Below are 25,833 nucleotides of genomic sequence, written 5' to 3' on the forward strand. Positions count from 1 at the left end.
AATGAATAAAATAACCATAATAGCCATTACAGATAAAGGAATAGCACAGGCTTTAGTCTTGCAAAAACAGTTTCCAAAGTCATTAGTTATCACTACGCGTGAGACCGCTCATGATACAGTTTCTGTAGTGCCTTCAATTACAAATTATTTAGAATCTAATTTTGAAAAATTAGACGGTCTCTGCTTCGTGAGCGCGTTAGGCATTTGTGTAAGAACAATAGCACCTTTTATAAAAGATAAAAAAACTGATCCAGCAGTTATATGTGTAGACGATTTCGGTAAGAATATACAATCGGTTTTAAGTGGGCATCAAGGTGGCGCCAATGATTTGGCACTAAAAGTAGCGCAATTAGTAGGAGGAACCCCTATTATTTCAACATCTAGCGATGTTCAAGGTATTTGGACCTTAGATACTTTAGGAAAACAATTTAATTGGCAAACAGAATCAAAGCAGTCCATAAAAGACGAAATGGCGCTTTTTGTTAATAATAAACGGACAGCATTGTTATTGGATATTAATGATAAGGGGACCGAATATTTAGAAAAAAATTGCCCTCATTTTGTAACTGTATTTTATGATGAAAAGAAGATAGATCATTCACAGTTTGAACTCATAATTGCAGTGACGTATAAGTTGTATGATTTTTCTATTCCTTCATTGTTTTATGTTCCAAAGGTACTGTCTATAGGATCAGGTTGTTCAAAAACATTGGATTCAGAATTGTTTGATACGGTTTTAAAAGAAAAACTAAAGAATGAGGGATTATTGTTTTCGGCCATTAAAAATTTTGGCTCTATTAGTATAAAGTCAGAACAACAAGCGTATTTAGATTGGAGCAAAAAGAATAACATTCCTTTTAAAACATTCTCTGCGGAAATTATAAATACGATTACAGTTCCAAACCCTAGTGTAGTAGTCCATGAAAAAATAGGAGTAGATGGTGTTTCAGAATCTACATCGTTATTGTTATCTCATAACACGAAACTTTTAGTAGAGAAACAAAAAGTACATATAGAAACGAGTGAGAAATTCACCTTTGCGGTGGCTTTAGATCGAAAAGTAGAGCGTCGTCCTCAAATCGCAATTATTGGAGCCGGACCTGGAGATGAAGAACTGATTACTGTAAAAGGAAAGCGCTATTTGCAAACTGCAGATTGTGTACTGTATGCTGGGAGTTTAATTCCTGAGGAAATGACCAGTTGGTGTAAACCTGAAGCTGTTGTTCAAAATTCGGCAATGATGACTTTAGAAGAACAGGTCAATTTAATGCACACACATTATAAGAAAGGGCATAACGTTGTACGATTGCATTCTGGCGATCCGTCGCTTTATGGAGCCATTCAAGAACAAATGACCATTTTTGATGAGTTAGAAATGGACTATTTTATTGTACCTGGTATTTCTTCTTTTAGTGCAGCTGCTGCTGTTTTAAAGTCTGAATTTACTATTCCAGAAGTTGTACAATCTATTGTCTTAACCCGAGGAGAAGGAAAAACCCCAATGCCTGCTAAAGAAAGTATCGCTGCTTTTGCAAAAACAAATGCAACGATGTGTATTTTTTTAAGTGCAGGGATTGCTAAAAAAGTACAAGCGCAATTGCTAGAACACTATGATGCTAATACTCCAGTAGCTGTATTATACCGCTTAACCTGGAAAGATGAAGCTATTTATGAAGGACAGTTACATGAATTGGCACAAATGGTAAAAGAAAGCAAGAAAACAAGAACGGTTTTAATTATTGTAGGCAAAGCTATAAGAGCAAGAAAAAATAGGTCATTACTCTATAGTCCAGAATGGAAACACATTTTTAGAACAAACAAAAAGTTTGTAATAGAAGATATATAATAATAAAAGCGAAACCATGATTTTAGTATTTGGAGGAACAACAGAAGGAAAGCAAGCTGTTAATGTATTAAAAACATTAGGCTTGCCATTTATCTATTCCACCAAAGTTAAAACAGCTATTGAAACGACAACTCATTTCGAATATCGTTTTGGTGCTTTAACTAAAGCTAAACTTGAAGTATTAATAACAGATAGAACGATAAAAACCATTATTAATGCTTCACATCCTTTTGCTTTAGAGTTACATAAAACGATTGCAGCTGTTGCTCAAAAAACAAAAACAGTGGTATTGCGATTAGAAAGAACGTTTCCAGAAAGAACATTACATCCTTTGGTTCATTATGTTCCTAATTATGCTTCAGCTATAACTGTATTAAATCAATTTCAAGATAAACGGTTGTTAGCATTGTCTGGGGTACAATCTATAGAAAAATTGATTCCTTATTGGAAGAAAGCAAACACTCATTTTAGAATTTTAGATAGAGACTCTTCAATTGCAATTGCTAAGGCCAATAATTTTCCCGAATCGCAACTTATTTTAGGCTTGCCAAATAAAACGATTGAAGAAGAAATTGCCATTTTTAAGCAAAAAAATATAGAAATTATTTTAACAAAAGAGAGTGGCGAAAGTGGTGCGTTGTCTATTAAAATTAATGCTGCTTTAACTTATAATATACCCATTATTATTCTTGAAAAACCAGAGTTACCAAGTGTTTTCAATAGTATAAAAAGCGAAACAGAATTAAAAGAACAATTAGTCAAAATGTATAATCCATTACTCTTAAAAAAGAATTAGTAATGGATCTAAAAGCGATACCGAAAGGTCCATTACGGGAAGGGTTTACTACTGGGACTTCTGCCACTGCAGCGGTTAAGGCGGCGTTAGTATCGATTATTAAGCAAAAAAAACAAAGGACTGTAAAAGTACAGTTACCAATAGATAAAATACTAGAAATTAAAATCCATTCTAATATTTATGAATCCAATTGGGCAAAATGTAGTGTTATAAAAGATGCAGGAGACGATCCAGATGTTACTAATGGAGCAGAAGTGGGATGCGAACTTAAATTAACGAAAAGTAAAGATATTATTTTTCTCGGAGGAGAAGGTGTTGGAACCGTTACATTGCCAGGTTTAGAGCTTAGTGTAGGTGAGCCAGCAATAAACCCTGTACCAAGACAAATGATGGAAAGTGCTGTTAAAAAACTATTGCATGATTACGATTTAGAATGTGGTGTTATGATCTCTGTTTTTGTAACGAATGGAAAAAAATTAGCAAAACGCACATTAAATGAACGTGTTGGGATAATGAATGGGTTATCCATTCTTGGAACAACTGGAGTTGTAAAACCCTACTCATCGGCATCATATATCGCAAGTATTGTTCAAGGTATAGATGTAGCAATTGCGAATACAATTGATGAATTAGTAATTAATTCTGGAGGGAGAAGTGAGAAGTATTTAAGGCAATTATTTCCAAATTCACAAGAACAGGCATTTATTCATTATGGAAATTGGATTGGAGAAACGCTTAAAAAAATAAAGGAATCACCACCAATACGTAAAGTAACGATAGGTATTATGCTTGGTAAAGCTGTGAAATTAGCCTATGGAAAAACAGATACACACAGTTGTATTTCAAGTTGGAACAAGGATTTTGTAGCTAACATTGCTAAAGAATGTGGTTACGATAGTACTAAACAAAATGCTATAAAAGACCTAAATATGGCAGGACGTTTAATAGAGTTATTTCCTCTTGAACAAAAAGCTCTTTTTTACCAAAAACTACTTCAAAAATGCTATGAGCAAACTCAAATAATAATTAATAAAACGGAATTGGATATTTACCTTATTGGTAAAGACGGAGACTATATTAAATATATAAAAAAATGACATTTACAAATATGCTACGCCCTTTAATGGCCGGGGTTTTACATTCTTTTGAGCCAGATCATATAACAGCAGTTTCTGTTTTAGCAACAGAAAAAGCAATTACTAAAGAGCGAACCTCTTTTAAAACAGTGCTAAAAGCATCGCAATGGGCAATGGGACATTCTGTAACATTATTATTGTTTGGCGGTATTGCATTGATATTTAAATCAGTAACCATAATTTTTATAAAAGATATTTCATTTTGGGCTGAATTAGCAGTGGGACCAATTATGATATGGTTAGGCATTTCAGCCATTAAAAGAAATCATAAAATAAATAGTATGATTCAAGAACACAAGAAAATTGAAGCCCATGAACATGATACATCTAATCCTATTCATTTACATGGGAAATCCGGAGAAGAAATTGCGATGAACCCCATGAAGCGTTCGTTTTGGGTGGGCATGATACACGGTTTAGCGGGAACAGGAGGCGCACTAACATCAGCTTTGGTATTAAGCGCTACTACTACTTTTGATGCCATTATAATATTACTAATAGAATCTGTAGGTATTATTATCGCAATGGGAATTTATAGCTATTCTTTAGTATCCATAATGAGTCGATTTATAGAGAAAAATTTATCGGTTTTTAAATGGATGAATGGTGTTGCTGGTATTGCTTCAATTCTTTTAGGTATTGCTTTTTTTATTTACAATGTTACGCTATAAGATAAACAATAGATAAACCAAAATTATGGAAAAACCATTTAACAATACTTTTCCTTTTTCGGCAGTTGTAGGTCAAGACGACTTAAAACTGGCACTACTTTTAAATAGTATTGATCCTAGTTTAGGTGGGGTTTTAGCTATTGGAGATAAAGGCACAGGAAAAACAACATTAATCCGATCATTATCGGCGTTAATGAATACAAAGGAATCGTTTCCGTTCATTAATTTACCAATAGGCGCTTCAGAAGATCGCGTATTGGGACATATTAATTTAGAAACCTTAATTAATGATAAAAAAGAAGCCGTAGAGCAGGGGCTACTTGCCAAAGCTGATAGAGGGTTTTTATATGTTGATGAAATTAACTTACTAAGTGACTATTTAACCGATGTGTTATTAGATGCAGCTTCTTCAGGATCGTATCATTTAGAACGTGAAGGAATGTCCAAAACTTTTAATAGTCGATTTTGTTTAATCGGCTCAATGAATCCTGAAGAAGGTAATTTGCGACCACAACTAAAAGATCGTTTTGGCTTAAGTGTTATAGTAACTACACCAAATGATATTGCTTTACGAACCACCGTTATTAAAAATAGATTAGCGTTTGACGATAATCCAGAGCAATTTTTAAAACAATTCAAAGATCAAGAAGAACAATTATATCTAAAAATAAAAGCTGCAAAAATTAGATTAAAAATAATAGAATTACCTTCAGAATTATATGAAGTATGCGCTTCAATTGCACATGAGCACTTAGTAGAAGGCTTACGAGCCGATATTCTATTAATGAAAACAGCGAGAGCTTATGCCGCATTTTTAGGTAAGTCAGAAATGACTAAAAAGGATATAGAAGTAATTGCCCCTTTTGTATTGAATCATAGAAGTAATACCCGCAAAAATGAAGATCAATCGCCTGCCAATAAAAATAAGCCGGAGCAAGAATCTAACTCCTCAGAAGGAACGAAAGAAAATAATAAACCGCAACCAGAGCATACTTTTGAATCGCTAATTCCTAGTACTGAATTGAATTTTAAAACATCCAATACGAGTTCTAAAAGTGGCAGTGATACGGTTTTAAATTCAGTACAAAATAGAAGTATAGCTGTGCATTCTTCAGCAGAAAAAAATAAAGATACGCGTAAAACGGTAGGACAATATTTAGCAACAAATACGCTAGAATTAAAATATAAAGTGTCGCAAAACAAAACCACAAAGCATATTATTTTTCTTTTAGATTCTAGTGGATCTATGCGTAAAGATAATAGTGTTGCTTATGCAAAAGGGTTAATAGAAAAAGCAGTAAGGCAGGAGAAAAATGCCAGATTAACATTTTCTTTATTGAGTTTGTATGATAACGATGTTAGTGTAATGATTAAAGGGTCTCAAGATATTGAAACCTTAATCCAAGAATTACAAGCATTGAAAACAGGAGGAAAAACGAATGTTATTTCTGCATTCAAAAAAATTAAAACACTTACAGTAGCAAATGCTTCTTCTCAAAATGAGTTGGTGATTATAACCGACGGACGTTTTAATTCTAAAGGGATTAATGATTTTGATAATGCAGTTACTGCTTACCAAACCTTTTGTAAAAGCATTAACCAATTAACAATAGTCGATGCAGAAACTGGAATTGTGAAATTAGGACTAGCAAAACAGTTTGCAGAAAAAGTAAAAGGGAACTATGAATTGTTGGAATTATAAATGATGATGAAACCACAATTTATAATAGCAGCTCCAACTAGTAATTCAGGAAAAACAACGATAACCTTAGGGATATTGCGTGTATTAAAAAATAGAGGCTTATCACCACAATCTTTTAAATGCGGTCCTGATTATATAGATCCTAAGTTTCATGAAATTGCTTGTGAAAAAACAGGGGTGAATTTGGATTTGTATATGATGAAAGCGTCACATATTAAATTAACGTACGCATCGTATGTATCATCGGCTGGTGCAGTTTGCATAGAGGGCGTTATGGGATTATTTGATGGCGCAAAGAAAGATGAAGGCAGTACTGCGGAGTTAGCAAAATTATTAGCACTTCCCATTATTTTTGTGGTTGATGCAAAATCGGTAGCGTATTCGGTAGCACCTTTATTATATGGTTTTAAGAATTTTGATAAACAATTAAATATAGCTGGTGTTATTTTTAATCGTGTCAATACGAAAAACCATTATCAATTTTTGACGGAAGCCTGCGAAGATGTTGGTATAACACCATTAGGACACCTTCCGTTTTTACCAGATTGCGAAATTCCTTCAAGGCACTTAGGATTATCTATTGACAAAATAGCATCGTATGATAAAGTGATTGAAATGGTTGCTGAAAAAATGGAAGCCTCTATAGACATTGAACAGTTATTAGAACTAACAACCAAGGAAGCTCCCCAATTAATTACTTCAAAAAAAGAACTTCAGCAAAATGATTATACCATTGCCGTTGCTAAAGATGAAGGGTTTAATTTTAGTTATATTCAAAATATCGAAAGCTTAAAGCGGAAAGGGAAAGTAGTGTATTTCAGCCCTATTAATGATGCTGTTTTACCAGATGTTGATTTGGTCTATCTGCCAGGCGGTTATCCCGAATTATATACCGAAGTTTTATCACAAAATAAGACCATGTTACGAAGCATAAAAGAACATGCAGAAAAACAGAAAGCGATTATTGCGGAGTGTGGCGGTATGATGTATTTAGGAAAAGTAATTAAGACTAAAGAAGGGAAAAAGTATGAAATGGCAAATGTTTTTGATTTTGAAACCTCTATGGAAGCCATGAAACTTAATTTAGGATATAGAACGCTTCAATATAATGACACGGTCTTAAAAGGGCATGAATTTCATTATTCCACCATAAATAATGAGGAAAACAACCTGTCTATACGGACATTAAAAAATGCTAGAGAGAAAACCGTGCCTACAAAATTATACACTTACAAGAACGTATTAGCATCTTATGTTCATTTTTATTTTGGAACAGATGACTTATTAGATGCACTATTAGGGATTAAAACACAGCAATAATTGCTTAATGAAATTAAGATTATGAATATATACACACGTAAAGGAGACAAAGGACAAACAGGTGTTTTTGGAGGAAAAAGAACCTACAAAGATTCCCCTAGAATTGAATGTTTAGGAACTTTAGATGAAGTCAATTCTACCATAGGATTATTAAGATCTAAATTAGGTAATGATCATGAATGGCAGCCTAATTTGCATCGTATTCAAAAAGATTTGATGAATATGATGTCACATCTAGCACGTCCATCGGATTCTAAAAAAAATAATACAAACCCAGAACCTAAGGATGGCGCTGGTTTTTGTGAACAGTGGATTGATGAAATGGAGGGAAAAATGTCTTCCCCATCAGATTATTTTTTGCTTCCTGGTGGCAACGAGATCTCTTCTTTATGTCATGTCTGCAGAACGCAAATGCGAAGAGGAGAACGGGTATTGGTTACGTTAATGCGAGAAGATCCAGAGTGTGTGCATGATTATATTTCAGCATACATTAATCGTTTGTCAGATCTATTTTTTACTATGGCAAGATCAGAAATGGATAAGCATGGTGTTGCCGAAGAAAAATGGAATTTGTTTCTATATAAGAGAAAGAAAAAAATAGTTAAATAAAAATGTTATACCATTTAAAAAAATAGAATGATGAGAAAAATACCAATTACAATCATTACAGGATTTTTGGGTGTCGGAAAAACCACCTTAGTACATAATATGCTTACACATGCCAATGGAAAACGCATTGCAGTTTTAGTAAACGAATTTGGGGAAATTGGTATTGATGGGGAGCTAATAAAGACAGGCTGTGGAGATGATGATTGCGACTTAATTGAATTATCAAACGGTTGTATTTGTTGCACAGTACAAGAAGAATTTTTACCTACTATGCTAGATTTAATAGAACGGAAAGACAGCATTGATCATATCGTTATTGAAACCTCTGGTTTGGCCATGCCTAAACCGTTGGTTAAAGCAGTGAATTGGCCAGATTTAAAACCTCATATTACCATAGATGCCGTCATTACAGTAGTAGATGCAGTTGGTTTAGCAACAGGCGAGATTTGTAATAGAGAGCGTGTCCAGGCACAACGTTTGGCAGACGATTCTTTGGATCATGAAACACCAATTGAAGAATTGTTTTTAGACCAATTAACCTGTGCAGATTTAGTTTTAGTAAGCAAATGTGATTTGATAGAAGATGAAAAATATCAAGAAATAAAAAATATAATTTCAAAAAAAGCAAAACCAAACACCAAAATTATTCCAGTTATAAATGGGGTATTAGATAATGAATTATTATTAGGAATAGAAGCATCAGCCGAAGATGATTTAGAAGCAAGACATTCTATTCACGACCACCATCACCAGCATCATCATGATCACGACCATGATGATGATATCAATACAGAAATCCTAGAATATGCTCAAACGGAAGATATTAAAGTCTTGATTAAAGAATTAATAATGCTGGTTAATACCAATGAAATATATCGAATTAAAGGATTTGTAAACATTCCTAATAAACCAATGCGCTTGGTATTACAAGGTGTAGGTACACGATTTGATTATTATTTTGATCGCACATGGAAACAGAATGAAGAACGTAAAACACGTTTAGTTGTTATTGGTAGAAAAGTGGAATTAACACCTGCTGTTAGTCCTTAGTGTATAAACATTAATAAACAGACTAGCAGGTTTTTAAAACAAGTGAAATCTTGAATATAAAACCACTAAAAACTAACGGCTAAAGATTACCAATAAAAAAAGATGCATTTAATATCTACGATACCTGGCGGCTGGAATCCAAATGATGAAGGCGTATTTTATATTCAGCAAAAACCTGGAGATATCTTGTTTTTATCTGCCGCTGATACCGAGTTATATACTTTAAACAAAGTTTATAGTGTGTTGTATCAAGAAAACTTAGAAATACCTAGTCTTCGGTTAGCAAATTTAACTTACTTCAAGCAAGAATTAACAATAGATACTTATATAGAAGAAGTGGTGTCTAAAGCAAAAATTGTGGTGTTAAAATTACTTGGAGGAACGGCCTATTTTTCTTATTTGTGTGAAGCGATTAAAGCGTATGCTGAAGCACATGATATTCAACTCCTCTTTTTACCAGGTGATAATGTACCAGATTTAGAATTGATGCAATTGTCTACTGTGTCATTAGAAAAAGTAGATTTAATATGGAACTATTTTACCGCTGGAGGGAAAGAAAATAGTGCTGAAGGCTTAAAGTTAATTATGAATCTTATAGTAAATAATTCGTTTACTATAAAAGAGCGTATCTATATTCCAGATTTATTTTTATATCACTCAAGCCAAGGAAGAATAAAGTCACCTTTAGAGATTAAAAATAAACCGCTAGCATTAATCATTGCCTATAGAAGTTCTTTTTTAGCTGATAATATGGCACCAGTAGACTGTTTAATTAAGAAACTAGAGGATCAAGGTGTTTTGGGTGTTTCAATAATGGCTTTAAGTTATCGAAATAAAGCCATTAAAAATCAGATAGTTGAATTACTAGAGCGTTTTCAATTACCTCAAGTAACCGTTATTGTAAACACCACAGGCTTCTCTATACAAAGTTTTAACAATACTGATGAAAAAGGGTTATTTCATGTCTTAAATGTCCCTGTTATTCAAGCCATAATGGCGAGTTGTAATAAGCAAACTTGGGAGGATGGTGATTTTGGATTACCACCAACAGATATTGCTATGAATATTGCATTGCCAGAAGTAGATGGAAAAATAATTACTACAGCAGTTTCTTTTAAAGAAGCTAAAGAAAAGGACGAACTAACAGACTCAGAAATCGTTTACTATGCACCAAATGAGTTGGGTTGTGAATTTGTAGTTAAACATGCAAAAGCATGGATAACACTAAATGAAAAAGCAAATCACAAAAAAAATATAGCTTTAATATTACCTAATTATCCAAGTAAAAATAGCCGTTTAGCAAATGGGGTAGGTTTAGATACACCAGCTAGTACCATAATAATCTTAGAGGCTTTAAAATTATCAGGTTATGACTTAGGTGATCATTTTCCTAAATCTACAGAAGCTTTAATGAATATGCTTACCGAAACGATAACTAATGAATTAGAATCTTTAGCTTATGGAGCAGCAGAGATCAAAATTTCAGAATCTGATTTTTACAAATATTACAATACGATATCACCTAAATTAAGGGAAACGATAGAAAAACAATGGGGATACCCCAAACAATCTCCAAATTATCGTAATGGTTTTTTTCTTATTCCAGGGAAAAAATTAGGAAATGTATTTTTAAGTATTCAACCTAACAGAGGCTATAATATTGATTTGCAAGCAACGTATCATTCTCCAGATTTACCACCAACATATGCATATTTGGCCTATTACATTTGGGTACAACAGTATTTTAAAGCTAATGCAATTGTTCACATAGGCAAACATGGTAATTTAGAATGGTTACCAGGAAAAAGCGTTGCTTTGAGCAGCGAAACATGTTTTCCTTCCGCTATATTAGGACCAGTACCACATTTTTATCCTTTTATTATTAATGATCCAGGAGAAGGTACACAAGCCAAACGGCGTAACCAAGCGATTGTTATTGATCATCTTATTCCGCCTATGACTAGAGCAGAAAATTATGGTGATTTACTAAAATTAGAGTTGCTTATCGATGAATTTTACGAATCTGCTTTAATGGACCCAAAGCGCGCTAATTTAATTAAGAAAAAAATTGAAACACTTGTTAATTCTACTCACCTGAAATCTGATTTGAATACTAAAGATGATGATATCGATACGCTTTTAGAAGTCATTGATGGATATTTGTGTGAACTTAAAGAAGCACAAATTCGAGGTGGGTTACATATTTTTGGAAAACTACCAGAAGGCGAAAAATTAAGAGACCTGATAGTAGCACTACATCGTTTACCCCAAGATGATACAATGGGAATTACTCAAGCATTAGCTAAAGATTTAAATTTAGATTTTGATCCAATAAATATTAGTTATGAAATAACATCTAAGAAAACTATTTATGGTGTAGAATGTCGAACGTATGGTCAAATAGTTGAAGTTTTAGAGCATAAGGCAAAAAATTTAGTGGAAGGCATATTAACAGATCCGTTAAATGACAAAAAAGTAGGAGAAGAGACTCGAAGTGTTTTGAATAGTATAAAAAAGGGGACTTTGTCTAAACTTAACGATACAAAAAATGAAGTATATAATTTACTATCTGGTCTAAATGGTAATTATGTGCCAGCTGGTGGTTCTGGAGCACCAACTAGAGGGCGTTTAGATATCTTGCCAACAGGACGTAATTTTTATTCGGTAGATGTAAGAACTATTCCTTCACAATCAGCTTATCAATTAGGAGTAAAGAGTGCTAAAAATTTGGTAGATCGTTACCTCCAGGAAGAAGGCGATTATCCCGCTTCAATTGGCCTTTCAGTTTGGGGAACATCCACCATGAGAACAGGAGGCGATGATATTGCGCAAGCATTTGCTTTAATTGGTGTGCGACCAATTTGGCAAGGTGCAAATAGACGGGTTAAAGATTTTGAAGTCCTATCTGTTTTAGAGTTAAAACGTCCTCGAATAGATGTTCTTTTACGTATTTCAGGTTTTTTTAGAGATGCTTTTCCCGATGTCATTTCGCTATTTAATGCTGCTATAGAAAAAATAGCTCATTTAGCGTATGAGTCAGATACCGACAATCCAATTAAAGCACGTTATGAAAAAGAGAAAAATGATTGGTTACATAGAGGTTTAGAAGAACAACAAGCAGAAGAGCGCTCTTTGTATCGTGTTTTTGGTTCTAAACCTGGTGCCTATGGAGCGGGTTTGCAAGGACTCATAGACGAGAAAAACTGGAAGACACAAGCCGATTTGGCACAAGTATATATTAATTGGAGTGGTTACGCCTATTATGGCAGTAAAAATGAAGGAAAATCTGCTCATGAAACTTTCAAAGCGCGATTAAATGATATCGATATCGTTATACAAAACCAAGATAACAGAGAACACGATTTATTAGATTCTGATGATTATTATCAATTTCAAGGTGGAATGACTGCAGCAGTTACACACCAAAAAGGGAACGCGCCAGTAACTTATTTTGGAGATCATTCTAGGCCAGAGAATCCTAAGATTAAATCATTAAAAGAAGAATTACATAAAGTATATCGTTCTCGAGTGATTAATCCAAAATGGATTTCTGGAATGCAAGATCATGGATATAAAGGGGCTTTTGAAATGGCTGCAACTATGGATTATTTGTTTGCTTATGACGCGACCACAAATTTAATTGAAGATTTTATGTATGAAGGCATTACAGAAGCATACCTAATGGACGAAAAAAATAAGGCATTTATAGCGCAACATAATAAATGGGCTTTAAAAGATATGTCTGAACGAATGCTTGAAGCTATTCAACGTGGTTTATGGCAAAATCCTTCCAATGAAATTATTGATAAATTAAAAGCATTATATCTTCAATTTGAAAATGTATTAGAATAAATTACTCTAAACTAGTTTAAGGATCACTTTGTTTGGTATGAGATAATTTTGAAGATTGAGAACATTTAAAATTTTGGCTATGAGTTGTTCTAATTTCTTTACTAAACTAGCTTAATTTTTTTAAATTGTCTTACGAAGAGCCTTCAAGAAAAAGATGATATTGGGAAGGTTTCTAAAACATATATTAACTTAAATAAATAGTAAAGATGTTGCAGTTAACTAAATCCTTTTTTTTTACTAAAACAACATCAATTTTTACTTATTGGGGTATTTGTCGTCTAGCTATATTTGTGTTTGGAAAATGAAATTAAAATGTAACTATTTGATATCATTAGTAAATAGAATTGTTAACCTTGTAGTTATTAAAATAGTTAAAGCGCATACAGATAGTTATTGTGATGAAAAATAATTTCCAAAACATAAGAAAAGGTTAGTTAAAAATGCCAAGAACTATATTCGAAAATATTGTAATTCTAAAATATGAAGAGGCAACATCATTGGCTTTTTGTAAATATACACCCATACGTTTTTTTGAAATTTTGCATATAGAAAAAGGTTCAGGAACAATTATTATAAATAATCATAGGGTAAAGTATAATGATAACCAACTATTTATTTTAATTCCTAGTGATCAATATAATTTAGAAATAGAAACACCAACAACAGTCTCCGCTGTAAAATTTTTAAATAGTTTTTTTAATAATTCGAGTATAGACGAAAATGGATTACAGAGAAAAGAGTGGTTCAGAAGAATAGAGACCATTTTACATAGCGCTAACAGAACATCACATCTTAATTTACAATTTAATGCAGACGAAAGTAGTTTGCATTCCTTGTTTACCGTATTGTGCAATGAATACAATGATAAATACTTAAAGAATGAAGTTGTATTAAAATCTACCTTACATACAATTTTGTACATTATTTCTAGAAATGTAAACTTTATTTCTTCAAAAATGTCTAGTTCCAAAATTCAAGATATTATTAATTATATACATTATAACATTCACGATTCTGAAAAACTTACAAAAAAGGAATTAGCAAATCAATTTCATATTTCTGAAAACTACATTAGTGAATATTTTAAAAGTAAAATGAATATTGGTTTAAAAAAGTATATTCTTAATTACAAACTTAAATTAGCGGAAACTCGATTAAAGTATACGGATTTAACAGTTACCGAAATTTCTCAAGAATTAGGCTTTACCGATAGTAGTCACTTAGATAAAACATTTCTAGCTTATAAAGGAATAACTGCCAAAACGTATAAAAAAAGTTTAGAAATAATTGATTAATTATTGATTCCTTGTTTTTTACTAAATCCTCTATTTTTCTTACTAAATAATTCCTCCAGACTGAACGTAAATTTGAATTATAATTCTTAATCAGTAGTTATAATGAAAAATTCACAAGAGGTATATGAAAGTCATATGATGGCTGTTGATACACTGAACCCATCTATAGTAGCAGAAGATTATAGCGATGACGCAATCTTCATCACACCAGAAAAAACATATAAAGGAAGAGAAGCAATTTTTAATTTCTATAAAGAATTTCTTCCAAATTTTGATGGTTTTCAGTTTAAAACTATCAAACTAGAAACCAATGATAATGTAGTTTATTTCGTTTGGAACGGGAAAAACAAGCATCTAGATATACAGCTCGCAACAGACACTTACATTATCGAGAATGGAAAAATAAAACTACACACATTTGCCGCATTTAATAATTAACTTTTAAATATAAACACAATGGACTACAAAAATTTTCAAACATTTAAAGCAGAACAAAAAGGTGGGATTTTGACAGTGGATATCAACTTCGGTCCTGTAAATGTACAAGGACAAGAAATGCTAGCAGACTTAAGCAGTTTATGTCTTCGTTTAGAACGAGACAGAAGTATAAAAGTAGTTGTTTTTCAATCATCTAATCCGGGGTATTGGGTATGTCATTATGATACTAATCTACTAAGAGATATGTCTCAAGAGGCTGTGCCAAGAAACGAAATAAAACTACTTGATTTACAATCAGTATTAGAAAGATTAAGCAATTTACCACAAGCAACCATAGCAAAAATAGAAGGTTTTGCTCGTGGTGGTGGACACGAAATGGCATTAGCCTTAGATATGCGTTTTGCAGCTAGAGGAAAAGCTAAATTCATGCAAATGGAAGTGGGTATGGGGATTTTACCTTGTGGTGGTGGAGCATCACGTATGGCAAGACAAGCAGGACTAGGAAAAGCACTTGAAATAATTTTAGGAGCAAAAGATTGGGATGCAGATGAAGCAGAAAAATTTGGTACAATTAACAAAGCCTTAGATGCAGATAAAATCGGAGCATATGTTGATGCATTAGCAGAACGTATTTCTAAATTTCCAGCAGAGTCTATTGAAGCTTGTAAACGTGCAGTTTATGCTTCTATTGATTTACCAATTGCTGAAGCACTAAAAGAAGAAGCATATCAATTATTTCAAGCGACAAGTAAAACACCCGCGATAAAACGTTTTACAATTGCAGATGAAAATGGAGCACAATTCGACCATAATAATCAAAAAAACTGGGAGAGTATGTTAATTGATTTACAAGAAATCAACTAAAACTTATTAATAATATAAAAGAATGCTCATAGTATATGGGCATTCTTTTTATTTAACATTTTATAATTAAAAAAAATGAAGTACGTAGGTAAGTTATAGCGTCCATGGATGGAAGCCAATAGTTTATTAATCCAAGTAACTATTGGTTGCTCTAATAATGAATGTTCATTTTGCAATATGTATCGTGATAAACCTCAATTTAAAAGAAGAAAACAGGAAGATATATACCGGAATGACACCAGAGCAAGCTATTGAAGGTGCTGCAAAAGCCAAAGAAGCAGAAATAGAAGTATTAGCGTCTTTTATTTTTGGATTAGGTGGTAAATATCGATCAAAAGAACATATCATTGAAACTACAAAACTTTTAAATATTCTTCAACCAGAAGAAATAGCACCAATGGTTTTAGCCGTGCAACCAGGAACGCCATTAGCTAATGAGGTAAAAAGTGGTGAATTTATACAAGCAACACCATTGCAAATACTAGAAGAGGAAGAATACCTTTTAGAAAACCTAAATATTAATACTGTGTATTGGGGAAATCACGGAAACAATATTAAACCTATGAAAGGAAATTTACCAGAAATGCAATGCCAGTTTCTTAACCATATCAAACATACAATAAAAACAAATCCAATTACTAAAGAAGACATATTGTTAGCTAATCCTTGGTAATATTAATTTTCTAATCAAATCGATAAAATTGATTAGAAATTATGCTCTCAAAGAGTAATTATGAAACAAGAAGAAATATTCACTTGTTTTTGATACTTTCATTTATTCAAGCAATATTATATAAAATAAAGGATGTTTTCCTTGTGAAATGTGCTTTATGTTAGAATCTAAAAGAAGTAAATATTCTATTTTTAGTAATTCTATCCATATTAATTACGTGTGTTTGTAATTTCTCTTCAGCACTGCCAAATTTAGTATATAATTTGATTTTTAAAAACTTAGGTTCTTTTATGTTGGGAGTATAATCATCGGGGAGTTTAATGTTTAAATACCACTCTCCCTTTTCTGCTTTCCCAATTATATACTCTTCTGATGTATATCTATTGGTAAGCTCTCGATTTATAGTTTTTTTATCTTTTTCCATCGTATGACTTAAAACAACATACTGTTTTTTTGGATTGATGTATTGCATTTCAAACTCTACAACAGGATGGGACCATTCTGTAACAACTCGTACATCATATTTGGGCAACGTAAAAAACTTTTGGTCAATGTTATTTATTCTCCATTTTTGATTACGTTTTGATAACAAATGTTTAAAATCATTTTTAATTTGATTTTGTAATCCACTAAAAGATTCTATTTCATTGACCTTATTATTTTTAATTTTTTTAAACAAATCAATGGATTTCTGGTATTGTTTCCCATTAGAATAATTATTAGCCAAATCAAGATATATCTGTGACTGCAACGGGGAAACATCAATAATTCTTTGATAAACTTTTTGCGCATAATTAAATAACTCTCTTTTTTCAAGATTGAAAGCCAACACTTTGAGAACAGAAGTGTTATTAGGAAATAACTCTATGAGATTAGAAAGAATCTGTACCCCCTTATCTTTCTGATTATTATCAAAAAAATAATCAGCACATTCTACAAAAAAAGTGACATTATCTTTGTGAAAATCTCTCATAGTAAGATACACTTCATAAGCTTTATTGTAGTCAGATTCTTTTTTAAATAACGTTATAAAATCGGATGCTGGATTATGAGATACAAGAAGTGGAGATGTAAACATTTTAAACGTAATTTTTTCGTCTTTTTGCTGTTTTTCTTTATTCCTACCGGATAATCGTTTTCCTCCTTTAGTAGTAATTAATATCACTCCATTAACTCCAAAAGTACCATACAAATTAGTAGCCGCCAATCCTTTTAATACTTTTACACTTTCCACATTATATGAATCGAGCAAATCGGCTCCTTTTCGCATATCAGAATCATTAGGAAAACCAGAAAGATTACCAGCAGTAGGTATACCGTCTATATATATTGTAGGTTGACTTGATCCCAAAAACGTCTTTCGTGTACGTATCAAAACATCATTCAAACTATTTCGACTATTAAGTTGAACTCCTGCAAATTTACCAGCGATGGCTTGTCCCAAGTTAATTTGATCATCTATCTCCACAGTTTGTACTGCATATCCTAAAGAATTTTTATCCACTTTCCTTATACCTACATCAACCATTTTTCGTTCTTTTCGAACTTTTGATTTAACAATTGCTGCATCCAAACTGGTCACCTTATCATTCATATTGATGTCAATAAAATTATCTTCAGGATTTACCTTTGCAATTACTTTTTCTTTATTAGTACCGCTAAAGACCAGAACATCACCAGGTTCTACAGCAATCTTATAATTACCACTTTGATCCGTAATTGTACCTCTATTTTCACCTTGTACTAGAACATTTATATCACGTAGAACATCTATATCATCAGTAACGACACCTTCTACATACTTTTTTTTTGAGTCTGTGTTTTTAGTAGTAACAAACTCTAAACGCATCATTTTTTTATTTTCCGTAATAGCTTTTACACCAGAATTAGCATCAAGCTCTTGGAGGTTAATATGATACCCTAGACTATAAAAGGAAGTTTCATAAAGAAATTTTTTATTAATTTTTGGAGTGCTACTTACTGTAATTATTCTAGGGCTGTATAGGTTTTTTTTAAATTTACCGAAATAACCTTGGCCATCAGTAAAAAAAAGTAAGAAGTCCGCCGTTACCTTTGTATTTATTAAACTAAGATCTAACGCGCCATCATAATTTACATTACTAAGTTTTTGTTTTAGCGAACTCCAATCAGAGGATTTGATCTCTACGTTCTCATCAGTTAGTAATTTGGAGTTTACTATTACCAACTTTACTTTGGTATTTGGATATTCCCTAAAAAAAATATCCAAAAACTCAAGCTCCTTGGTGATATTCTTGCTTTTTTGAGAAAGAGATGCATCCCAATAGATAGCAATATTTTTAGATTCTTCAGTAGGTAAATTTTTGGCAGTTAGATTGGCACTAAATAAAAGTGTAACAATTATTATGATATATTTTCCCATAACCATAAAGCTACAAAAAAAAGAAAAATATTTCCAATTTATTGATGTCTTTAAATTTTATTCAATATCAAATCTAAAGTTATTTTTTGGTCATTTATCCTGAATTTCTCAAAGGGTAAAGAATCAAAATATTCAGATCTTTAAAAAGATTAAAAATACTGTACGTATCGATTTATGAGAATGATTGGTAAGATCAATTTCGTATGTTTTAGATTATTGAACTAAAGGTTATGTATACGGTAGTCTAACGTTTGTAGAACAGCTTTATCTAATAAATAAATGAAGATACTATTGTATTATATTTAACTTATAATCACCAATTGCTATGTAACGATGGTCATAATCAAGGATACATATGTGTAATCCACATAGTATATGCTAAGTGTTATTTAATTTAATGCAACTAAGTTGCTTTAGTGATTAATAATATTATATTTGTAAATCAATTGTATTCCTTAAATAATGTTGTTAATAAAACAAAAACCAGACAGTATAGGAGCCATAGCAAGTACACTTTGTCTTATACATTGTATTGCTACTCCTCTAATTTTTATTGTACAAAGTTCTTCAATGACTTGTTGTAATGGGGTGCCTGCTTGGTGGGGAAGTATAGATTATCTTTTTTTAATAATCTCCTTTTTTGCTATATATCATTCTACACAAACAACTTCTAAAAACTGGATAAAAACTTCTTTATGGTTAAGTTTTCTCTCATTAACTACAATCATAGTAAATGAAAAAAATGCTTGGTTTTATTTAGATGAAAAACTGATATATGTTCCCACGATAGCATTAATAGTATTACACTTATACAATAAAAAATACGGTCAATGTGGTCTACATAAAAGTTTTATAAAAAGTGAATAAAAGATAAAAACAGCTTCACTGCAACTTTAAAACATGGATGTTGTTTTTCTAAATAGCATCCCAAAATGAATTCTTTAGATAATAACACATTAAAATTATATAAATCATAGTAACTAAATTTAAATGATAACAAAAGATCAAGTATTAAAGGCGCAAAGCACCTGGGGAGAAGGTGTCGTTAAAATCGGTTCATTAAAAGAAAGCAGAGCCGATTGTGAAGCTTATGCTAGTGAATTTTTAGATAAACTTTACGCATTTGAATCAGGGACTGTTCTCTTTAAACCAACCAAATGTGAGATTGAACAGTTTAGACCAAAAAAGGCGTACGCTTTATCTTATTTTATTGCCGGAAACGATCGTGCTTGTAAAGAAGATAAAGGTTTTGCTATCAATCCTTGGATAAAAGTAAGGTTTGAAAATGCCAATATCATTTTAGACGAAAATAGAGCAATTGCTATGGGTAACTACTTTTTTACTGATATAAGTGGTAATGAAGCAAAAGTTGAATATACATTTGCTTATAAATTGTTTGATAGGATGTTGAAAATAGATGTACACCATTCATCATTCCCATATACCATAGATACAATTGTATAATGCAAAAGTGTCTTTATTCATTATGTCCTACTGATTGCTTAGAAACTGTGATTAATAATACTTTCAGAAATGAAAATTATTTTTACACATCACTTGGCAATTCCGTTATCTTTAGTAATAATACCATAACAGAAATTAAAATATTAATTAGTAAACATCGTATTAATGAAGTATGTTTCGTCCTTTCTAACGATAACCACTTTATTTTAGATGCTTTGAAAAACAATAATTTTTCAAACATAAGAGGATTAAGTACCTTCTATAAAGAGATTAAAAATAAAAAGAAACATTCCGAATCCCTTAGATATGATGATTACAATCATTTTTCTATTCTTTCCTTTTACCTAAATAGTAAGATCAAAGAATTAAAACTTGAATTAGGGAATTCAGTAAATCAGCAAGTAAAAATTACTGCAAAAATATATGATAGATTTCAGCATAAATTTGAAAACGTTTATTCGGATTTACTATGTATAGAAACATATCATCTAAACTAAAATAACATAATGTCATACAATCGAAGAAAGTTTATTTCATTCTTAGGTAAAACAAGTATTGGAGCAGTTTTAACACCTCAATTTTTAATCAATTGTGGCAATATTACCACTCCAGTTTTAAAAGAAACAATTACCGAAAAAAAAACAGGAAAACTAAAAAATTTTGTTCTCGAACCTATACAAGCTTCTGATGCCGATGATTTATTGCTCACCAAAGGGTTAAATTATCACACGATAATAAAATGGGGTGATAACATTAATAATGCAGATACTTTTGGATTTAATAATGATTTTACTTGCTTTTTACCCTTAGATGAAAATAATCCAAAGGATGGATTACTATGGGTAAATCATGAGTATGTAAATCCACTTTTTGTTTCAGATTTCAATTATAGGAATTATAAAAACCCAAAACAACATCGGACAAAAGAACAAGTAGACAAAGAAATGTACAATGTAGGAGGAAGTATTGTTAGAATAAGGGAGGAGAGCGGTGTATGGAAAGTGGTAGAAAACGACCCGCATAACAGAAGAATTACTGGTAATACTGAAATAAAATTGAATTGGGATACACCAATAAAAGGAAAAACCTCTGTAATCGGTACTAATAGTAATTGTTCTGGAGGAATTACCCCTTGGAAAACCTTCCTTACTTGTGAAGAAAATTACGATAGTTGTTTTGGAGAAACAGAATACGATGAAAAAGATAATACAACTCATAAACCAAGTAAATATGGCTGGGAAAACTTTTATAATTATCCTCCAGAGCATTATGGCTGGGTGGTTGAAGTAAACCCGAAAGATGGAACATCTCAAAAACATATTGCTTTAGGAAGGTTTGCTCACGAATGCTGTACATTGTATGAATTAGAAGATAAACGAGTGGTTGCTTATACTGGTGATGATAGCAATAATGAACATTTATACAAGTTTATTTCTTCCAAACCTGGCTCTTTAAAGGAAGGTACATTGTATGTTGCAGATACTATAAATGGTAAATGGTTAGCCTTAGATTGGGAAAATCAACCTATTCTGAAGGAGAAATTTACAGATCAAACAGAAGTTCTTATTAGATCAAGAGAAGCTGCAAAATTACTGGGTGCTACGGAGTTGAATAGACCAGAAGATATCGAAATTGATCCCATCACTGGAAATGTATTTATTTCATTAACTAATAATAAAGTCAAAAATGACTGGCATGGATCTATTTTAAAAATTGAAGAAAATAATGGCGCCTATGATGCCTTAACTTTTAAAGCTTCAACTTACATTGCTGGTGGTGAAGAAAATGGATTCTCATGTCCGGATAATCTAGCCTTTGATATAGCTGGTAATCTTTGGATGACTTCAGATATGTCAGGAAACGCCATGAATAAAGATGATAAACCCTATATGCCTTTTAAAAATAATAGTTTGTTTGTAATTCCAAGATATGGAAAAGATAGTGGAAAAGTTATTCGTGTTGCTTCTGCTCCAAAAGACGCAGAGTTTACTGGTCCTTGGTTTTCTCCTGACGGAAAAACACTTTTTTTAAGTATTCAACATCCTGGTGAACAATCCAAGGATTTAAACAACTTAACCAGCAAGTGGCCTTTTGATAATGATAACATCCCAAAACCCGCTGTAGTTGCCATTACAGGAACTTTAATCGAAAAAATGAACGTACTGAATAAAATTGAATCCTAGTTAATATAAAAAACATAAAATATCACTTATTATAAGTAAATCAGGATAACTTTAGACAGAAGTAAAAAAATAAACATGGCAATAGTCAAAATAGGAATTATAACTGTAAGTGATAGAGCTTATGCTGGTGTTTACGAAGACATAAGCGGAAAGTCAATTATAAATACATTAAACGATTATTTAGTTTCAGAATGGGAAGAGGTTTATAAAATAGTTCCTGATGAACAAGAAGTTATCGAAAAAAAATTATCCAAATGGTCGATAATGACAAATGTTGCTTGGTGGTTACTACAGGAGGTACTGGTCCTGCTAAGAGAGATGTTACACCAGAAGCTACTGAAGCGGTATGCGATCGTATGATGCCTGGCTTCGGAGAACTTATGAGAACTGAATCTCTAAAATTTGTACCTACGGCTATTCTATCAAGACAAACTGCTGGACTTAGAGGTAGCAGTTTAGTTATTAATTTACCAGGGAAACCAAAGTCTATCAGAGAATGTTTAGATGCCGTTTTCCCCGCTGTACCATATTGTATAGACCTTATGAATGGACCATATTTAGAATGCAATGAAGCCATTATTAAACCATTTAGGCCTAAAAAGAAGTGAATTTGGATTGTATGATATTTAAAAATCTATCATAACTAAGATATTGTATAGAAATATGGAAGCTATTATAACTGTTGTTGGATTTTTGGGAGCTGGTAAAACAACATTATTAAAATATCTGTTAAAAAAATTTAATAATAAAGGTTGGAACCCATTTGTTATTCTTAATGATTATGAAAATGCCAATATGGATGCCCAACAATTTGCTAAGTATATCAAATTAAATAACATTAGGCCTTTAAGCGGTAGTTGCATTTGCTGTAGTGGTATAGTGGAACTTAGAAATACGGTGAATAGAATTCCTGAAAGGAAAAACGGAATTACGTTAATTGAAGCTAATGGAACATCTGATGCGTGCAGATTAATGGAGTTTTTAGGTGTTGGACTTAATGATCGATTCTTACCTCCAATTCAAATTTCGGTTGTTGATGTTAAAAACTGGCAACAACGAGATGAACATAATGAACTGGAAGCTAATCAAATTCAGGTTTCTTCGTTATTAGTTTTAACACATCTTGAAAACGTACAGGAGAGCCGAAAAAGTCAAGTGATTAATGAAATAAAAATACTGAATCCAATTGCGAAAACAGTAACTATGGACAGTTTAGATGTTTCATTGCTTCCAGAGTTATTACCAGCTGAAAATACAGTACATAGGTTTGATCACCAAAAAGCGCATTGGGCTTCGTGCTCAGTAGATTTACCAGACTTACCTAACTCAACATGCATCCATAATATTTGTTTGGCCTTGCCTAAAAGTATTCTCAGAGTAAAAGGTTGTACTAAAATTGATGACGATACCAATTACACTTATTTTGAACGTACTCCCGCTGGTGAAGTACATATTAGACCTTTCAATGGAATTCCAATAACAGGTTCAAAATTACTTAGTATTGGTCCTGGTAGTAAACCTTCTATACTAGAAAATGCTATTAAAAAAAGTATGATCACAGCGTAGGAAAATTTACTGATCACAGGGTAGGGGAATATACAAGCGTTTTATCGAATATAAGATATATAGTGAACCTAAAAATCTGTCTTTTTTCAATTTCCTACAAGCTCAGGACACGTTTTTATGATCCTAACAGTAATCTTATATTTTAATAAGCTTTAATACATACTGAACTACAGATTATAGTTATAAAAATAGAATTTATCAGCTACGTAAAATCTATAAAGTAATAAATAGTAAAAAATATAATTTAGAATAATATTTACTTTATAGGGCTTGATTTTTCATTGAGATATACCGTGAATAGCTTTATTGTAATGAAATTTCGGATTAACTCTTGTTAGGTGAAATAATCATTAATATATACTCCTTTTTTTGCTACGTCTTTTTTTTTCCTAAATACGTCATGAATTTATTTTGACTTGAGTTTAAATTCGCAAAACTTATTTAGACCAAATAAATATAATATGCTCCTCGAAACACATACCAACTTAGTTATTGATCGTGATATAGAACAATTTTTTAACTCACAATCAAAATATACTTACGAAGAATACATTCTGAAAACCATACAACACATAAAGTCTTTTCTGGATAGAGATCAATTTTATAGTGGAGATCTAATCAGTGATTTTGGTTCAAAGAAACATTTAATAACTCCAAATTCGCAAGTCAATTTAACCATTGATGAAGCTTTAAAAGAAGTAAAAGAATTATATCTTGATCATACTATAGCATTTCATCATCCTAATTATGTTGCGCATCTTAATTGTCCGGTACTGTTACCAGCAATCATAGGAGATTTAGTTGCATCATCAGTAAATACAGCAATAGAAACCTGGGATCAAAGTACTTCTGCCACTTTAATAGAACAGGAAATGATTCGGTGGATCTGTGCGGAAATGAAATTACCGGATACCTCAGATGGAGTATTTACAAGTGGAGGAACACAATCTAACTTTATGGCGCTTCTCCTTGCCAGAGATGACTATGCGTTCAAACATTTTGGATTAAACCTAAAAGAAAATGGTTGGTCGGATGTAGTGTCAAAATTTCGTTTTTTCTGTTCAGAAAAAGCACACTTCAGTATAAGGAAAAATGCAGCTCTAATGGGAATGGGTTATAATGCTGTGATTCCTGTACCTACTGATGACAAGATGAAGATGGAATCTGATGCTCTAGTACAGGCGATCGAGAAAGAGAAACAATTAGGTAATATTCCTATCGCAGTAGTTGCGACAGCAGGAACAACAGACTTTGGTAGTTTTGATCCTTTAGAAACCATTGCAAAGATTGCAAAGGAATATGGCATCTGGTTTCACGTAGATGGCGCTTATGGTGGTAGTTATATATTAACAGAAACACATCAACATTTACTTAGTGGTATAGCACACGCAGATTCAGTGACTATTGATTTTCATAAAACCATGTTTCAGCCCGTTTGTTCGAGTGCTTTTTTGGTTCGTGATACAAAACACTTTAAATATGTATCCTACTATGCTGATTATCTGAATCCACTCGAGCACAGAGATGAGGAATTTCCTAATTTAATTGAAAAATCTATTCAGACTACTAGAAGGTTTGATGCACTAAAGCTTTGGTTTTCTTTAAAAATGACCGGTGCTAAAACTATTGGATCATTCTTAGAAAAAGTGCATTACCTAGCTTTAGATCTCTATTATAATATTAAAGATGATGTTTGTTTTGAAGTCGTTCACAAACCAGAACTTAGTACACTAGTATTTAGATATAAAGTTCCAGAAGTAACTTCTAATACTGTGCATGATACAATTAATCTTTACATAAAAAACAAACTTTTTAAATCTGGTCAGGCATCAGTTGCGAGTACCAAATTAGATGGGAAAGTATATTTAAAATTCACTTTGCTAAATCCTAAAAGTACCATAGATGACTTATTAAACATCATACAAATGATTAAGGATACAGGAAAAAATTATAAAACGATCAATTAA

General features: G+C 32.1%; 22 protein-coding genes. 21 read left to right on the forward strand and 1 reads right to left on the reverse strand.

Features of this window, described 5'->3' with window-relative positions; genetic code table 11:
* Position 1 precedes the first annotated feature (1 nt).
* The 13 genes from cobM to Q0921_RS02580 all read left to right on the forward strand — a co-directional run bounded on the left by cobM (position 2) and on the right by Q0921_RS02580 (position 16,252).
* Positions 2 to 1,846 carry a precorrin-4 C(11)-methyltransferase gene (cobM, locus tag Q0921_RS02520; RefSeq protein WP_299252796.1) on the forward strand — a complete coding sequence of 615 codons (1,845 nt, stop codon included), beginning with the start codon at positions 2 to 4 and terminating at the stop codon, positions 1,844 to 1,846.
* A gap of 16 nt (positions 1,847 to 1,862) precedes the next feature.
* Positions 1,863 to 2,642 (forward strand): precorrin-6A/cobalt-precorrin-6A reductase, encoded by a 780-nt coding sequence (locus Q0921_RS02525; protein WP_299252799.1) that lies wholly within the window; start codon positions 1,863 to 1,865, stop codon positions 2,640 to 2,642.
* A 2-nt stretch (positions 2,643 to 2,644) separates the two neighbouring features.
* Entirely contained in the window at positions 2,645 to 3,739 is a 1,095-nt protein-coding gene (cbiD, locus tag Q0921_RS02530; protein ID WP_299252802.1) for a cobalt-precorrin-5B (C(1))-methyltransferase CbiD, read from the forward strand.
* Positions 3,736 to 4,449: a hypothetical protein gene (locus Q0921_RS02535; RefSeq protein ID WP_299252805.1), complete on the forward strand. Its 714-nt coding sequence runs from the start codon at positions 3,736 to 3,738 to the stop codon at positions 4,447 to 4,449. Before cbiD ends, Q0921_RS02535 begins: the two co-directional genes overlap by 4 nt.
* 25 nt (positions 4,450 to 4,474) lie before the next feature.
* Positions 4,475 to 6,151 (forward strand): AAA family ATPase, encoded by a 1,677-nt coding sequence (locus tag Q0921_RS02540; RefSeq protein ID WP_299252808.1) that lies wholly within the window; start codon positions 4,475 to 4,477, stop codon positions 6,149 to 6,151.
* A 3-nt stretch (positions 6,152 to 6,154) separates the two neighbouring features.
* Positions 6,155 to 7,471, forward strand: coding sequence for a cobyrinate a,c-diamide synthase (locus Q0921_RS02545; RefSeq protein ID WP_299252810.1), 1,317 nt, complete (start codon positions 6,155 to 6,157; stop codon positions 7,469 to 7,471).
* A gap of 21 nt (positions 7,472 to 7,492) precedes the next feature.
* Positions 7,493 to 8,080 carry a cob(I)yrinic acid a,c-diamide adenosyltransferase gene (locus Q0921_RS02550; RefSeq protein WP_299252813.1) on the forward strand — a complete coding sequence of 196 codons (588 nt, stop codon included), beginning with the start codon at positions 7,493 to 7,495 and terminating at the stop codon, positions 8,078 to 8,080.
* Between the two features lie 30 nt (positions 8,081 to 8,110).
* Positions 8,111 to 9,130 (forward strand): cobalamin biosynthesis protein CobW, encoded by a 1,020-nt coding sequence (gene cobW, locus Q0921_RS02555; RefSeq protein WP_299252816.1) that lies wholly within the window; start codon positions 8,111 to 8,113, stop codon positions 9,128 to 9,130.
* Positions 9,131 to 9,232: 102 nt separating this feature from the next.
* Entirely contained in the window at positions 9,233 to 12,982 is a 3,750-nt protein-coding gene (gene cobN / locus Q0921_RS02560) for a cobaltochelatase subunit CobN (RefSeq protein ID WP_299252819.1), read from the forward strand.
* A gap of 440 nt (positions 12,983 to 13,422) precedes the next feature.
* On the forward strand, positions 13,423 to 14,277 hold the full coding sequence (locus tag Q0921_RS02565; RefSeq protein WP_299252822.1) for an AraC family transcriptional regulator: 855 nt from the start codon (positions 13,423 to 13,425) through the stop codon (positions 14,275 to 14,277).
* A gap of 102 nt (positions 14,278 to 14,379) precedes the next feature.
* Positions 14,380 to 14,715, forward strand: a complete 336-nt coding sequence (locus Q0921_RS02570) for a nuclear transport factor 2 family protein (protein ID WP_299252825.1) — start codon at positions 14,380 to 14,382, stop codon at positions 14,713 to 14,715.
* 18 nt (positions 14,716 to 14,733) lie between these two features.
* Positions 14,734 to 15,579 (forward strand): enoyl-CoA hydratase/isomerase family protein, encoded by an 846-nt coding sequence (locus tag Q0921_RS02575; RefSeq protein WP_299252828.1) that lies wholly within the window; start codon positions 14,734 to 14,736, stop codon positions 15,577 to 15,579.
* Between the two features lie 157 nt (positions 15,580 to 15,736).
* Positions 15,737 to 16,252, forward strand: a complete 516-nt coding sequence (locus Q0921_RS02580) for a hypothetical protein (protein ID WP_299252831.1) — start codon at positions 15,737 to 15,739, stop codon at positions 16,250 to 16,252.
* A 160-nt stretch (positions 16,253 to 16,412) separates the two neighbouring features.
* Here the strand turns inward: Q0921_RS02580 and Q0921_RS02585 are convergent, their stop codons facing one another.
* Positions 16,413 to 18,653 carry a TonB-dependent receptor plug domain-containing protein gene (locus Q0921_RS02585; protein ID WP_299252834.1) on the reverse strand — a complete coding sequence of 747 codons (2,241 nt, stop codon included), beginning with the start codon at positions 18,651 to 18,653 and terminating at the stop codon, positions 16,413 to 16,415.
* A 462-nt stretch (positions 18,654 to 19,115) separates the two neighbouring features.
* Here Q0921_RS02585 and Q0921_RS02590 point away from each other — a divergent pair, with 462 nt between their 5' ends.
* The 8 genes from Q0921_RS02590 (at position 19,116) to Q0921_RS02625 (ending at position 25,833) form a co-directional block, all read left to right on the forward strand.
* The gene (locus tag Q0921_RS02590; protein ID WP_299252837.1) at positions 19,116 to 19,520 is read left to right on the forward strand and encodes a MerC domain-containing protein; all 405 of its coding nucleotides are present in this window, start codon (positions 19,116 to 19,118) and stop codon (positions 19,518 to 19,520) included.
* A gap of 123 nt (positions 19,521 to 19,643) precedes the next feature.
* Positions 19,644 to 20,117 carry a hypothetical protein gene (locus Q0921_RS02595; protein ID WP_299252840.1) on the forward strand — a complete coding sequence of 158 codons (474 nt, stop codon included), beginning with the start codon at positions 19,644 to 19,646 and terminating at the stop codon, positions 20,115 to 20,117.
* On the forward strand, positions 20,117 to 20,614 hold the full coding sequence (locus Q0921_RS02600; protein ID WP_299252843.1) for a hypothetical protein: 498 nt from the start codon (positions 20,117 to 20,119) through the stop codon (positions 20,612 to 20,614). Before Q0921_RS02595 ends, Q0921_RS02600 begins: the two co-directional genes overlap by 1 nt.
* Before the next feature lie 9 nt (positions 20,615 to 20,623).
* Positions 20,624 to 22,300 carry an alkaline phosphatase PhoX gene (locus tag Q0921_RS02605; protein WP_299252846.1) on the forward strand — a complete coding sequence of 559 codons (1,677 nt, stop codon included), beginning with the start codon at positions 20,624 to 20,626 and terminating at the stop codon, positions 22,298 to 22,300.
* Between the two features lie 75 nt (positions 22,301 to 22,375).
* A complete protein-coding gene (locus Q0921_RS02610) occupies positions 22,376 to 22,660 on the forward strand; it encodes a hypothetical protein (protein ID WP_299252849.1) in 285 nt (94 codons plus the stop codon).
* The gene (gene mog / locus Q0921_RS02615) at positions 22,582 to 22,908 is read left to right on the forward strand and encodes a molybdopterin adenylyltransferase (RefSeq protein WP_299252852.1); all 327 of its coding nucleotides are present in this window, start codon (positions 22,582 to 22,584) and stop codon (positions 22,906 to 22,908) included. Before Q0921_RS02610 ends, mog begins: the two co-directional genes overlap by 79 nt.
* 55 nt (positions 22,909 to 22,963) lie before the next feature.
* Entirely contained in the window at positions 22,964 to 23,866 is a 903-nt protein-coding gene (locus tag Q0921_RS02620) for a GTP-binding protein (protein ID WP_299252855.1), read from the forward strand.
* Positions 23,867 to 24,327: 461 nt separating this feature from the next.
* On the forward strand, positions 24,328 to 25,833 hold the full coding sequence (locus Q0921_RS02625; protein ID WP_299252857.1) for an aspartate aminotransferase family protein: 1,506 nt from the start codon (positions 24,328 to 24,330) through the stop codon (positions 25,831 to 25,833).

It is taken from the genome of uncultured Aquimarina sp., from assembly GCF_947496855.1.
Taxonomy (GTDB): Bacteria; Bacteroidota; Bacteroidia; order Flavobacteriales; family Flavobacteriaceae; genus Aquimarina.

Coding starts and splice junctions, on each gene's coding strand:
- cbiD (WP_299252802.1), top strand. CDS start 2,645: ATGGATCTAAAAGCGATACCGAAAGGTCCATTACGGGAAGGGTTTACT.
- cobW (WP_299252816.1), top strand. CDS start 8,111: ATGAGAAAAATACCAATTACAATCATTACAGGATTTTTGGGTGTCGGA.
- Q0921_RS02595 (WP_299252840.1), top strand. CDS start 19,644: ATGATAACAAAAGATCAAGTATTAAAGGCGCAAAGCACCTGGGGAGAA.
- Q0921_RS02525 (WP_299252799.1), top strand. CDS start 1,863: ATGATTTTAGTATTTGGAGGAACAACAGAAGGAAAGCAAGCTGTTAAT.
- Q0921_RS02575 (WP_299252828.1), top strand. CDS start 14,734: ATGGACTACAAAAATTTTCAAACATTTAAAGCAGAACAAAAAGGTGGG.
- Q0921_RS02565 (WP_299252822.1), top strand. CDS start 13,423: ATGCCAAGAACTATATTCGAAAATATTGTAATTCTAAAATATGAAGAG.
- cobN (WP_299252819.1), top strand. CDS start 9,233: ATGCATTTAATATCTACGATACCTGGCGGCTGGAATCCAAATGATGAA.
- Q0921_RS02535 (WP_299252805.1), top strand. CDS start 3,736: ATGACATTTACAAATATGCTACGCCCTTTAATGGCCGGGGTTTTACAT.
- cobM (WP_299252796.1), top strand. CDS start 2: ATGAATAAAATAACCATAATAGCCATTACAGATAAAGGAATAGCACAG.
- Q0921_RS02570 (WP_299252825.1), top strand. CDS start 14,380: ATGAAAAATTCACAAGAGGTATATGAAAGTCATATGATGGCTGTTGAT.
- Q0921_RS02590 (WP_299252837.1), top strand. CDS start 19,116: ATGTTGTTAATAAAACAAAAACCAGACAGTATAGGAGCCATAGCAAGT.
- Q0921_RS02620 (WP_299252855.1), top strand. CDS start 22,964: ATGGAAGCTATTATAACTGTTGTTGGATTTTTGGGAGCTGGTAAAACA.
- Q0921_RS02580 (WP_299252831.1), top strand. CDS start 15,737: ATGAATGTTCATTTTGCAATATGTATCGTGATAAACCTCAATTTAAAA.
- Q0921_RS02585 (WP_299252834.1), bottom strand. CDS start 18,653: ATGGGAAAATATATCATAATAATTGTTACACTTTTATTTAGTGCCAAT.
- Q0921_RS02605 (WP_299252846.1), top strand. CDS start 20,624: ATGTCATACAATCGAAGAAAGTTTATTTCATTCTTAGGTAAAACAAGT.
- Q0921_RS02600 (WP_299252843.1), top strand. CDS start 20,117: ATGCAAAAGTGTCTTTATTCATTATGTCCTACTGATTGCTTAGAAACT.
- Q0921_RS02545 (WP_299252810.1), top strand. CDS start 6,155: ATGATGAAACCACAATTTATAATAGCAGCTCCAACTAGTAATTCAGGA.
- Q0921_RS02625 (WP_299252857.1), top strand. CDS start 24,328: ATGCTCCTCGAAACACATACCAACTTAGTTATTGATCGTGATATAGAA.
- Q0921_RS02540 (WP_299252808.1), top strand. CDS start 4,475: ATGGAAAAACCATTTAACAATACTTTTCCTTTTTCGGCAGTTGTAGGT.
- Q0921_RS02550 (WP_299252813.1), top strand. CDS start 7,493: ATGAATATATACACACGTAAAGGAGACAAAGGACAAACAGGTGTTTTT.
- Q0921_RS02610 (WP_299252849.1), top strand. CDS start 22,376: ATGGCAATAGTCAAAATAGGAATTATAACTGTAAGTGATAGAGCTTAT.